Origin of the sequence: Planococcus sp. ANT_H30 (assembly GCF_008369335.1) — a bacterium.
Classification (GTDB): domain Bacteria; phylum Bacillota; class Bacilli; order Bacillales_A; family Planococcaceae; genus Planococcus; species Planococcus kocurii.
On the sequence record NZ_VOBJ01000007.1, the window covers coordinates 142883 to 155510 of the forward strand.

The 12628-nt window shown below is 39.3% G+C and carries 10 protein-coding genes; 6 read left to right on the forward strand and 4 right to left on the reverse strand.

From position 1 onward, the window contains the following. Window positions 1-217: 217 nt before the first annotated feature. From jag to rpmH, 4 genes are all read right to left on the reverse strand, one after another. Window positions 218-958, reverse strand: coding sequence for an RNA-binding cell elongation regulator Jag/EloR (gene jag / locus FQ085_RS14320; protein ID WP_058383855.1), 741 nt, complete (start codon window positions 956-958; stop codon window positions 218-220). Continuing rightward, complete coding sequence (yidC, locus tag FQ085_RS14325; protein WP_058383854.1) at window positions 955-1734, reverse strand: membrane protein insertase YidC; 780 nt, start codon at window positions 1732-1734, stop codon at window positions 955-957. Before yidC ends, jag begins: the two co-directional genes overlap by 4 nt. Window positions 1735-1794: 60 nt before the next feature. Continuing rightward, on the reverse strand, window positions 1795-2136 hold the full coding sequence (rnpA, locus tag FQ085_RS14330; protein WP_058383853.1) for a ribonuclease P protein component: 342 nt from the start codon (window positions 2134-2136) through the stop codon (window positions 1795-1797). 81 nt (window positions 2137-2217) lie between these two features. Beyond that, complete coding sequence (rpmH, locus tag FQ085_RS14335) at window positions 2218-2355, reverse strand: 50S ribosomal protein L34 (RefSeq protein ID WP_038705267.1); 138 nt, start codon at window positions 2353-2355, stop codon at window positions 2218-2220. 491 nt (window positions 2356-2846) lie between these two features. Here rpmH and dnaA point away from each other — a divergent pair, with 491 nt between their 5' ends. The 6 genes from dnaA (at window position 2847) to gyrA (ending at window position 11638) form a co-directional block, all read left to right on the forward strand. Further along, window positions 2847-4190, forward strand: a complete 1344-nt coding sequence (gene dnaA, locus FQ085_RS14340) for a chromosomal replication initiator protein DnaA (protein WP_149456920.1) — start codon at window positions 2847-2849, stop codon at window positions 4188-4190. 172 nt (window positions 4191-4362) lie between these two features. Continuing rightward, window positions 4363-5499: a DNA polymerase III subunit beta gene (gene dnaN / locus FQ085_RS14345; RefSeq protein ID WP_058383851.1), complete on the forward strand. Its 1137-nt coding sequence runs from the start codon at window positions 4363-4365 to the stop codon at window positions 5497-5499. A gap of 106 nt (window positions 5500-5605) precedes the next feature. Further along, window positions 5606-5845 (forward strand): S4 domain-containing protein YaaA, encoded by a 240-nt coding sequence (yaaA, locus tag FQ085_RS14350; protein ID WP_058383850.1) that lies wholly within the window; start codon window positions 5606-5608, stop codon window positions 5843-5845. Then, a complete protein-coding gene (gene recF, locus FQ085_RS14355; protein WP_058383849.1) occupies window positions 5835-6947 on the forward strand; it encodes a DNA replication/repair protein RecF in 1113 nt (370 codons plus the stop codon). Before yaaA ends, recF begins: the two co-directional genes overlap by 11 nt. 149 nt (window positions 6948-7096) lie before the next feature. Then, a complete protein-coding gene (gyrB, locus tag FQ085_RS14360; protein ID WP_058383848.1) occupies window positions 7097-9025 on the forward strand; it encodes a DNA topoisomerase (ATP-hydrolyzing) subunit B in 1929 nt (642 codons plus the stop codon). A gap of 30 nt (window positions 9026-9055) precedes the next feature. Continuing rightward, on the forward strand, window positions 9056-11638 hold the full coding sequence (gyrA, locus tag FQ085_RS14365) for a DNA gyrase subunit A (protein ID WP_058383847.1): 2583 nt from the start codon (window positions 9056-9058) through the stop codon (window positions 11636-11638). Window positions 11639-12628: the final 990 nt, after the last annotated feature.

Below are 12628 nucleotides of genomic sequence, written 5' to 3' on the forward strand. Positions count from 1 at the left end.
AACAGAACAGCGAGGCAGCTTAATGATCAAAATATATATTCACAGCTTTATTTTCGCTTAAAAAAAGTTGTCCACATGTGGACAACCAGTAAATGAACGTGGCTTTCTAACATATTACATTAGCATAAACCACTCCAAATCAAAAGACACAGAGCTCCATTTTGATAAATTTCGTCAATTTGGCATAAAAAAGCCCACCAAATTGGCGGGCTTTTTATTATTTATGAGGTTTGATGACTAGGTAGCGGTTTGGATCTTTGCCTTCCGAATGCGTATCGATGTCTAAACGTCTTGATAATGTCTGATGGATGACTTTTCGTTCAGAGGATGGCATTGGTTCAAACTGAACACGCCCACCGGTCCGAATTGCCTTGTCTGCCATTCGATCTGCTAATTGTTCTAGCGTCTCTTGGCGACGTTCACGATAATTCTCAGCATCTAGTTGAATCATCATAAATTGATTTGAATATTTATTGGCAACCAATTGAGCTAGTTGCTGAAGGGAATTTAAGGTTTGTCCTCGTTTGCCGATCAGCATCGCTACTTTTTCACTTTCAAGATAAAAACTGACTTTTTTGCCACGCTGTTCATGTGTAATCGATAAATCTTCAATTTTCATGCCTTTAGCAATCGATTGAATATAGTTTTTTGTTTCTTCAATGGCTTGTTCGTTAGAGAGCGCAGGAACTTCTTCCTTTTCTCCTTCTTTTTCAAGCAATTCTCCAGGTATTTCAAAAATTTCAGTCGTTTGTTCGAGTGTGTCACTATTTTCAGGAGCAGCTGTTTTTTCAATTACGGTAACTTCAACTTCTGCTTTTTTAGCACCAAAACCGAAAAACCCTTTCTTTTCTTGCTGAATGACCTGGATTGTAACTTCTTCACGTGGAACTTGGAGTGTTTCTAATGCTTCAGATATCGCGTTTTCAACAGTTAAACCCGTTTGCGTAATCTGTTTCACTTTTTAGCCCCTCCTGCTTTCGTTTTAACAGGCTGTTGTGTCTCTTTTTTCTCCCATGGACGATAAATAACCAAGTTTTGAATAAGGGAAATAACATTCCCAATTACCCAGTACAATGTCAATGCAGATGGCAACACGATACCAAATCCGATAATCATTACCGGCATGAAATACATCATAATTTTCATTTGAGGATTATCCATTGCTGGTCCAGTACGCAATACGACAAATTGCATCAATCCAGCAATTACCGCTAAAATAATACTCGGTTCTGCTAATGGAAAAATAAGGAATGATCCTAAATCGATTTCAGGCGTATTATTCATACGACTAATTGCGTGATAAAAACCGATCAGTACCGGCATTTGAATCAAAACAGGCAAACAACCCGCCATTGGATTGACGCCTCTTTCTTGGAACAAAGCCATCATTTCTTTTTGATATTTCTGTTGTGTGACAGCATCTTTTGACTTGTATTTTTCTTTTAACTTAACAAGTTCAGGCTGTACTTCTTGCATACGTTTCGAACTCTTCGTCTGTTTGATCATTAATGGCAGCATGACCAATCGAATGATGATCGTAACAGCAATAATCCCGAAGCCGTAAGTTCCTAGTAAACCTTTAAAGAATTTAATAGTTGATACCAGTGGCCAGACAATAAATTCATTCCAAAATCCTTCACTTTGATCACTAATCGGCTGATCGAACTCTGTACAACCCGAAAGCAGCAAGGCTACCGCGATCAATGAAATAAGCAGAACTAATTTCTTATTCACCCTTCTTCCCCCAAACTAATTTCAATTACTTCTATAATAACATCTATTCTGACTAGTCTTCTACTTCTTCGGCAATGTACGGGCAATCTTCAATACATGTTCGAGACTTTTCTTGCTTTCATGAAAATCCAATGTGGCCGCCTGTGGTCGGGCGATGATAATGTAGTCTGCATTCGGCAATAGTTCGTCTTTCAATTCCAAGAAAGTTTGCCGGATATAACGTTTCACCCGGTTACGTACTACCGCATTTCCTACTTTTTTACTGACGGATAGTCCTATGCGAAACTCTGGCTGCTCACTCTTTAGCACATAAACAATAAACTGCCGATTCGCAAAGGATTTTCCTTTTTTAAAGATTTGCTGAAATTCTTTATTCTTCTTGATCCGTTGATCCTTGTTCATTCTTTCACCTGCTTATTTTAATACCTTTTCGCCAAAATCAAGCAGAAAAGAAAAAAAAGACCACTGATGCGGTCAGTGGACTTAAGCTGATAATACTTTTCTTCCTTTACGGCGACGAGCTGCGATAATGCGACGTCCGTTCTTCGTGCTCATACGTGCTCTAAAGCCGTGTACTTTGCTATGCTTACGTGTATTTGGTTGGTATGTGCGTAATGTCATATATGACACCTCCTATATTGAGAGTTAACTATTTATCTAAAGACAGTCTCGACTATTATAAAGGCGCAAGGCTATAAATGTCAATGTCTCATTAAAAAACAACTCAAAAACCTCTTCTTCCTTATTGATTAAGTTATACACAATTTGTAACTGTATCTCTTAGCCTCCTGTTTACTATTTTTACGATGAAAATAATTATCCACAAGCCTTATCTACAGTTTTTTAACATACGAACCCCTTGTGGATAGTTTATATGTGCAGAAAAAAAGTTATGTGGATAACTTAAAGAACTTCTTGTATTGTCTATTCTTTTTTGGTAACATTAACTTGTTTTCACTTGTTAATAGTTTTCACTCTAAATAAGTTATCCACAAATTGTGGGTAAGGTGTGGACAGTTATTCCCCACCTTGTTTATGAATGTTATCCACAAGCTGTGATTTTGTGTATGATATACTTTAAAATATAGTTTAAATATAAAGGAGAAGAGCTATTGGAACACTTAGACGAACTTTGGTCGAGTGTCTTAGCCCAAGTTGAAACTAAAATCTCCAAACCAAGTTTTGAAACGTGGTTAAAATCAACAAAACTTTTATCCTATCAGGATGATACAGTCACCATTTCAGCGCCCAATTCTTTTGCACGTGATTGGTTGGAAAACCATTATGTACACTTGATCACCGGAATTTTATCAGATTCCACTGGCGATGATATGATGATTAAGTTTGTTGTGCCCAAAGATCAGGATATGGATGATTTTCAACTCCCTGCGCCTCGCGTTAAACCGGGTCAAGACCAGCAGCAAGAGTTTTTGCCTGGCATGCTGAATCCTAAATATACTTTCGATACGTTTGTAATTGGTTCAGGCAACCGCTTTGCGCATGCCGCCTCTTTGGCCGTGGCCGAAGCACCCGCAAAAGCTTATAACCCGCTGTTTATCTATGGGGGAGTTGGACTTGGTAAGACACATTTAATGCATGCTATTGGACATTACGTCCTCGAACACAATCCGAATGCGAAAGTGGTTTATTTGTCTTCGGAAAAATTTACAAACGAATTTATTAACTCAATACGTGACAATAAAACGGGCGAGTTCCGCGATAAATACAGAGGTGTCGACATTCTTTTAATTGACGATATTCAGTTTTTAGCGGGGAAAGAACAAACACAGGAAGAGTTTTTCCATACGTTTAACACGCTGCACGAAGAGTCCAAGCAAATAATTATCTCAAGTGACCGACCGCCAAAAGAGATTCCTACACTAGAAGATCGATTGCGTTCTCGTTTTGAATGGGGATTGATTACAGACATTACACCACCTGATTTGGAAACCCGTATCGCTATTTTGCGCAAAAAAGCAAAAGCGGATGGACTGGATATTCCAAATGACGTCATGACGTATATTGCGAATTCTATAGATTCGAATATTCGTGAGCTTGAAGGAGCATTAATCCGCGTTGTGGCTTACTCTTCTTTGATTAATCGTGATATGAGCGCTGAGCTCGCTGCTGAAGCTTTAAAAGATATCATGCCAAACTCAAAGCCAAAAGTTATTACAATTTTAGACATTCAACATGCTGTTGGTGATCAATTCAACGTTAAATTAGAAGATTTTAAAACAAAACGTCGCACAAAAGATATCGCATATCCGCGTCAAGTTGCGATGTATTTGTCACGTGAGATGACTGATTTCTCTTTGCCTAAAATTGGAGAAGAATTTGGTGGACGTGATCATACAACCGTTATTCACGCTCACGATAAAATTTCAAAAATGTTAAAAGACAATCAGCAACTTCAACAAGATGTTAAGGACATCAAAAGCGCATTGGGCAAGTAAATACCTTGTGGATAACCCGATAAATTAGCAAGCAGTTTATGCACAGTTTATCTACATGTGGATAAACTGCTTTTGTTGACTTTTTAAGGCTTATCCACATATTCACAGCCCCTACTACTACTATTACTTTAAAAGCCTTTAAATAAAATATATATATAAGCGAGGTTCGAGAATGAAATTCGAGATAAAACGTGAACGATTAGTTGAAGGATTAAACGATGTAATGAAAGCAGTAAGTTCAAAAACAACGATTCCGATCTTAACAGGAATTAAAATGGATGTATCTTCAGAAGGAATGAGATTAACTGGTAGTGACTCTGATATCACGATCCAAACATTTATTCCAGCAGAAGAAGATGGAGAGCAAATCATTCAGGTAACTGAAGGAGGAAGCATTGTTCTTCAAGCGAAGGTTTTCGGAGAAATCATTCGTAAATTGCCAACTAACGAAGTTGAAATTGAAATCACAGGAAATTTCCAAACGCATATTCGTTCAGGAAAATCTGAATTTCATTTAATCGGCTTGGACGCAATGGATTATCCACAATTACCAGACATTCAAGACGATCGTTTGTTTACAATTCCAGCCGATTTACTAAAAACAATCAACCGTGAAACAGTCTTTGCTGTATCAAGTTCAGAAACACGACCTGTACTCACTGGTGTTCATTGGGAAGTAAAAGATGGCGAACTTATTTGTGTGGCAACCGACAGCCATCGTCTGGCACGTCGAAAAACAAAGTTAGAAACACTACCAGAAGGGGAGTATAGCGTTGTTATCCCTGGAAAAAGTTTGACTGAATTAAATAAAATTCTTGATGACACTTCTGAAGCAGTAGAAATCGTCATGACAAATCAACAAGTTTTATTTAAATCAAAACACATTCTTTTCTTCTCTCGTCTATTAGAAGGAAATTATCCTGACACTACTCGCTTAATCCCAGCAGAATACAAAACGACTGTAACTGTTAACGGACGTTCCCTTTTACAAGCAATCGATCGTGCGTCTTTGTTAGCAAGAGAAGAACGCAATAATGTCGTGCGTTTCTCTGCGAAAGCAGGAAATGAAGTAGAAGTTTCTTCTAATTCACCAGAAGTAGGTAAAGTAGAAGAACAGCTACAAGCACAAAGCATCGAAGGAGAAGAATTAAAAATCTCTTTCAGCGCGAAATTTATGATGGATGCGCTAAAAGCAATTGATGGACAAGATGTTATTATTCAGTTTACTGGGGCAATGCGTCCTTTCATTTTAAAATCAGCTTTAGATGATTCGATTTTGCAGCTAATTCTTCCTGTCCGAACATATTAAAATTAAATCACACCCTCAGGATAGCCATATAGGCTATCCTTTTTACTTTTTAGCTAAAATAGGGTAAAATAGAGGGATAGACTATGAATCGAAGGATGAGTGCATTTTGAGAGAAATCGGGATTGAGACTGAATATATAACACTGGGACAATTATTGAAAATGACGGATACAATAAGTTCAGGTGGAATGGCTAAATGGTTTTTAGGGGAACACGAAGTTTTTGTAAACGGTGAAGCTGAAAGCCGTAGAGGACGTAAATTACGTCCGAGTGACCTTATCAATATTCCAGGGTTTGGAGAATTTCGTATCGTGACTGCTGAAGGCATGAGCTTCGATGCGGATTGACCGCCTCGAGCTTGTCAATTATCGAAACTACGAATCACTAGAACTAAATTTTTCTCCAGAGATTAACGTCTTTATAGGAGAAAATGCACAAGGCAAAACGAATATCATGGAATCACTTTACGTTTTATCCATGGCTAAATCGCATCGCACGTCAAATGACAAGGAACTGATACGCTGGGAAGCCGAATATGGTAAAATTAAAGCTGATGTTTACCGTAAATATGGTAAACTGCCCCTCGAAATCACCTTGTCAAAAAAAGGTAAGAAAGCAAAAGTCAATCATTTAGAACAACGTAGACTGAGTGATTATATTGGCCAATTAAATGTTGTTATGTTTGCTCCAGAAGACTTACACCTTGTAAAAGGAAGTCCACAAGTGCGCAGGCGTTTCATTGACATGGAAATCGGACAAATTTCTCCAGTTTATTTGCATGATTTAGTAACTTACCAAAAACTCCTCAAACAAAGAAATCATATATTGAAACAGCATTACGGAAAACAAACGATTAATGACGTTATGTTCGATGTCTATACAGAACAATTCATAGAAGCGGCTGTCAAAATCATTCGTAAGCGATATCAGTTCATGGAGCTTTTGCAAAAATGGGCTGAACCAATCCATCACGGTATTTCTCGTGGATTGGAACAACTTCAAATCCGCTATCAACCGATCAGCGGTTTAAAGCCTGAATGGACGCCGGAAGAAATGGCGTCTTTTTTAGAGCAGAAACTGATAGAAGTGCGAAAACGAGAAATTGAAAGGGGAGTGACGCTTGTCGGTCCTCACCGTGACGAACTTCAATTTTTTGTTAATGGCTACGATGTTCAAACTTACGGTTCGCAGGGGCAACAGCGCACCACAGCTTTATCGTTAAAACTCGCTGAAATCGAACTGATTAAACAGGAAGTTGGAGAAGCGCCTGTGTTATTACTTGATGATGTGCTCTCTGAATTGGATGATTACAGACAATCTCACTTACTGAATACAATTAAAGGGTCTGTTCAAACTTTTGTTACGACGACAAGTGTTGAAGGAATCCAACATGAAACCATCCAAAGTGCACGTCTTTTCGAAGTTTCCAATGGAAAAGTTAAAGCATAATGCTATTGGTATTTTTACAGCTGAAAATTATAGGTTTTTAGGTACTTACACCTGTGAATGTCTAAATTATTGTGAAATATCGTCCACAGGTTATGTTGATAAATGGAATTCCGGATTATGAAATGCGTAAGAAAGAGCAGGTGAATGGAATGGCTATGGAAGAAAAAGGTTTGCAAGAATCATATGAAGCGAGTCAAATTCAGGTATTAGAAGGATTAGAAGCTGTTCGTAAAAGACCAGGTATGTATATTGGTTCTACAGGTTCAAGAGGTCTACACCATTTAGTTTGGGAAATCGTAGATAATAGTATTGATGAGGCACTAGCGGGTCATTGTACCGAAATTAAAGTTTCCATTGAACCCGATAATTGGATTCGCGTAGAAGATAACGGACGTGGAATTCCTGTTGGTATGCAGAAAAAAATGGGACGTCCAGCAGTAGAAGTTATTATGACTGTTTTGCACGCAGGAGGTAAATTTGGCGGCGGAGGTTACAAAGTATCTGGTGGTCTTCACGGCGTAGGTGCTTCTGTAGTAAATGCTTTGTCAGAAACGACAGAAGTATTCGTTAATCGCGATGAAAAAAGACATTATATTAAATTTGAACGTGGTGCGGTAACAGAAGAACTAAAAGTAATTGGAGATTCAGAACACACAGGCACGACAATCCGTTTTAAAGCGGATCCAGAAATTTTTACAGAAACGACTGTATATGAATTCGATCTTCTAGATCATCGCTTACGTGAACTAGCTTATTTGAATCGTGGCTTAAGAATTGTCATGAAAGATGAGCGCGAAGGCGAAGAAAAAGAGAAAGTTTATCATTTTGAAGGCGGCATTAAGTCGTATGTCGAACATTTAAATAAATCCAAAGATCCACTCCACGACGAGGCTATTTTTGTTGAGGCTGAAAAAGAAGGCATTACTGTTGAAGTAGCGATGCAATACAATGCTGGCTACGCAGCCAATATTTTCTCTTTTGCTAACAATATCAATACCCATGAAGGCGGAACACACGAATCCGGCTTTAAAACTGCTTTGACACGCGTGGTTAATGACTATGCTCGTAAAAAGAGCATGTTGAAAGAACAAGATCTAAATTTAACCGGAGATGACGTGCGCGAAGGATTGACTGCAATCATTTCCATCAAACACCCAGATCCACAGTTTGAAGGCCAAACAAAAACTAAACTTGGCAATACGGAAGTCAGTACTATCGTTAATAATTTATTTTCTGGCGGGTTTGATCGATTCTTGTTAGAGAATCCTACCGTTGCAAAGAAAATTGTTGAAAAAGGGATTATGGCTTCCCATGCACGTATGGCGGCTAAAAAAGCTCGTGAGTTTACGCGTCGTAAATCAGTTCTTGAAGTATCAAGTCTGCCAGGTAAACTGGCCGATTGTTCATCTCGTGATCCTAAAATTAGTGAAATTTATATCGTTGAGGGTGATTCAGCTGGTGGATCTGCAAAATCAGGCCGAGATCGTCATTTTCAAGCGATTTTACCATTGCGCGGAAAGATCTTGAACGTTGAGAAAGCTCGTCTTGACCGAATTCTCACGAACGAGGAAATTCGCAATATTATTACAGCACTAGGTACCGGTATTGGTGAAGAGTTTAATCTTGAAAAAGCACGTTATCATAAAGTTGTTATTATGACCGATGCGGATGTTGACGGCGCTCATATTCGTACGCTGTTATTAACTTTCCTTTTCCGTTACATGCGTCCATTGCTTGAAGCTGGTTACATTTACATTGCCCAGCCGCCGTTGTTCCAAATCAAACAAGGCAAGCATGTGGATTATGTTTACTCAGATGAACAATTAAAATTAGCACTTGAAAAATTGTCTCCAACGCCAAAACCGAATATTCAGCGGTATAAAGGGTTAGGAGAGATGAATGCGACACAGCTGTGGGACACAACAATGGATCCGGATGTGCGGACTTTGCTGCAGGTTACATTAAACGATGCCATGGTAGCAGACGAAACTTTTCATATTTTGATGGGAGACGACGTTGAACCACGCCGTAACTTTATCGAAGAAAATGCGAAATACGTTAGAAACTTAGACGTTTAACAGGTATAGAGTTGAGAGGAGGCTGCGGATATGGCTGAACGGCCGAGCAGTGGTGTTGAAGAAATAAATATAAGTACGGAAATGCGGACTTCATTTTTAGATTATGCGATGAGCGTTATTGTGTCGCGTGCCTTACCTGATGTGCGTGATGGATTAAAGCCTGTCCATCGCCGTATTCTTTATGCAATGCATGATTTGGGGATTACGGCAGATAAAGGGTATAAAAAATCAGCGCGTATCGTTGGGGATGTTATTGGTAAATACCATCCGCACGGTGACTCAGCTGTTTATGAAACCATGGTTCGTATGGCGCAAGATTTTAGTTACCGCTATATGCTTGTAGACGGGCACGGAAACTTCGGGTCTGTCGATGGGGACTCAGCTGCGGCAATGCGTTATACAGAATCCAAAATGTCGAAGATTTCGATGGAATTATTACGCGATTTAAATAAAAATACGGTTGATTACCGCGATAACTATGATGGACAAGAAAAAGAACCAATTGTGTTGCCAAGTCGTTTTCCAAACCTTTTAGTAAACGGTACGTCAGGGATTGCGGTTGGTATGGCTACCAATATTCCACCGCACCATTTGGGTGAAACAATCGATGCTGTTTTAGCACTCGCTGATAATCCTGCAATTACAACCGAAGAATTAATGGAGCATATTGAAGGACCTGATTTCCCGACTGGTGGTATTATCCTTGGTCGGAGCGGAATTCGTCGCGCCTATGAAACAGGCAAAGGTTCTGTGTTAATTCGTTCGGTTGTTGATATCGAAACAAAAGCGAATGGCAAAGAAGTTATCATTGTCAACGAAATTCCTTTCCAAGTAAACAAAGCGCGATTGATTGAAAAAATCGCGGAACTTGTCCGTGATAAAAAAATCGATGGAATTACGGATCTCCGAGACGAATCTGACCGTAACGGTATGCGCATCGTGATTGAAGTACGTCGAGATGCTAGCGCCAGTGTTCTCTTGAATAATTTGTACAAACAAACAGCGATGCAAACCAGCTTCGGTCTTAATATGCTAGCACTTGTGGACGGTCACCCAAAAGTTCTTAGCTTAAAAGAAATTCTTTTCCATTACCTTGAGCACCAGAAAGTAATCATTCGTCGTCGTACGCAATTCGAATTGACAAAAGCAGAAGATCGCGCTCATATTCTAGAAGGTTTGCGCATTGCGTTAGATCATATTGATGCGATTATTGCATTGATTCGTGGCTCACAAACAGCAGAACAAGCACGCAACGGCTTAATGACTGATTTCAATTTAACTGAGCGTCAATCTCAAGCGATTTTAGATATGCGTTTGCAACGTTTAACTGGGTTGGAAAGAGATAAAATCGAAGAAGAGTATCAAGCATTGGTGAAACTAATCGAAGAATTGAGAGATATTCTTGCGAATGATTATCGTATTCTTGAAATTATTAAGGAAGAAATGCTTGAAATTAAAGAACGCTTTAGTGATAAGCGTAGAACGGAAATCACAACTGGCGGAGCAGAAATGTTTGAAGATGAAGATTTGATTCCAGTGGAAGCAACAGTGTTGACACTGACTCATAACGGCTATATCAAACGTTTACCTGCTAACACGTACCGCAGCCAAAAACGTGGTGGGCGCGGCGTACAAGGAATGGGCACGAATGAAGATGATTTTGTGGAACATTTACTGTATACGTCGACACACGATACGATTCTGTTCTTTACAAACAAAGGCAAAGTTTATCGTAAAAAAGGGTACCAGATTCCTGAATACGGCAGAACTGCCAAAGGCTTACCTTTAGTCAACCTTCTTGAAATTAGCAAGGAAGAAAAAGTAACAGCTGTTATACGCGTCGATGAATTCAAAGAAGATGCGTTCTTCTTCTTTACAACACGTGAAGGTGTTAGTAAACGGACACCTGTCACGAATTACGCTAATATTCGACAAAACGGCTTGATTGCTATTAGTCTTCGTGAAGAAGATGAGTTAATTTCTGTGAAATTGACAGATGGTACGAAAGAAATAATCATCGGTACTCGAAACGGTGCTTTGATTCGATTCCCAGAAACAGATATCCGCAGCATGGGTCGAACAGCTAGTGGAGTTCGTGGCATTCGTCTTCGTGAAGGCGATGCAGTGGTCGGCATGGAGATTTTGGATCCTAACGACAATGTATTGGTTATCACGGAGAAAGGATACGGGAAACAGACAAAAGAATCTGAGTACCGCGTCCAATCTCGTGGTGGTATGGGCATCAAGACGTGCCAGATTACAGATAAAAATGGGCCACTTGTTGCGGTGCGAACTGTTAATGGCACAGAAGACATTATGTTAATCACTGTTAACGGTGTTTTGATCCGTATGGATGTTGAAGATATTTCGACTACAGGTAGAAGTACGCAAGGCGTCCGTTTGATTCGATTGGGCGAAGATGAAATTGTTGCTACTGTAGCTAAAGTTAAAAAAGATATTGAGTTACCTGAAGATCTGGAAGAAATCAATGGAGATGTTGATGAAACCTTGATCGAAGAAAGTGCTGAAGCAGATGTCTATGAAGCAGACGATGTCGTTGCTGATGAAAAGATTGATGTTATAGAAGAAACTCCAGAAGAAGACGAAGGATAAGAAGTAATAAAAAGCTCGCTGATCAAATTCAGCGGGGTTTTTTTGTGCGAAGATTTAAGACGTACTACTATTGAAGCTGCCCGAAGTGGCGAGGAAATTTTACAAAGCAACAGACTGCATGAAAGTTTGCTAGATTTTCAACGGATAACGTCCAGTTCGTTCTGACTTAGAGAATCTTTCTGGAGCTTGCTGAAGTTGGAGCAGTGAGTGAACCACAACGCTTTCAATATTTTTTGAAAATGTTAACGCTGCTGGTTATTCATTTTAATATTATTGTTTCAACAGTTTCAAAACAATATCTAAAATTCTATTTGACGAAATAGATGGTAGAAATCTTGTTTAAGTAACTCAAAATAGCATCTCTGATTTTTTGTTTGGATAGAATTTTCAAGCATTGTCCTAACTTAAAGAGAGGATTATTTTTCTAGTGATGCAAGGTGGTGATTCCGGAGGTGTGAAGCTATGTTATATCTGGAAGTGAACCCATTACTAGGGCGTTCTCTTCATATAACAGGGTGTGACTAGTTGGAAGAGCTTTTCATTACCTAAAGAAATAAACCAGATGTATAACAAAACAAAACCTATTACAGCTAGAATACAACAACATGGTAAGCAAAAGTTGCTCTTTTAGATTAGAAAAATTGGGACAAGGATTTCGTTTCAAAGTAGTGTATTTCATAAAGTTAAAGTTTTTTTGCATAAACTGTTGACTCTTATATAACAGCATGGTATATTAGTTGAGTCGCCAATGAGCGCGGCAAACAAAAACACAACAACTTGAACCTTGAAAACTGAACAGCAAAACGTCAACAAATAGCAACGGCCGCGCAAAACGGCCCGCGCAAAACTTACTGATCAGCATCACGCAGATCAAAGCGAATCGTGCGTCTTCGGACGGCGATACGCCAGCAGTATTGAGCAATCAACACTACTCTATAATGGAGAGTTTGATCCTGGCTCAGGACGAACGCTGGCGGCGTGCCTAATACA

Excerpts from the sequence above, each read along its gene's own strand:
- recF (WP_058383849.1), top strand. The coding sequence starts at position 5,835 with ATGCGGATTGACCGCCTCGAGCTTGTCAATTATCGAAACTACGAATCA.
- gyrB (WP_058383848.1), top strand. The coding sequence starts at position 7,097 with ATGGCTATGGAAGAAAAAGGTTTGCAAGAATCATATGAAGCGAGTCAA.
- dnaN (WP_058383851.1), top strand. The coding sequence starts at position 4,363 with ATGAAATTCGAGATAAAACGTGAACGATTAGTTGAAGGATTAAACGAT.
- gyrA (WP_058383847.1), top strand. The coding sequence starts at position 9,056 with ATGGCTGAACGGCCGAGCAGTGGTGTTGAAGAAATAAATATAAGTACG.
- rpmH (WP_038705267.1), bottom strand. The coding sequence starts at position 2,355 with ATGACATTACGCACATACCAACCAAATACACGTAAGCATAGCAAAGTA.
- rnpA (WP_058383853.1), bottom strand. The coding sequence starts at position 2,136 with ATGAACAAGGATCAACGGATCAAGAAGAATAAAGAATTTCAGCAAATC.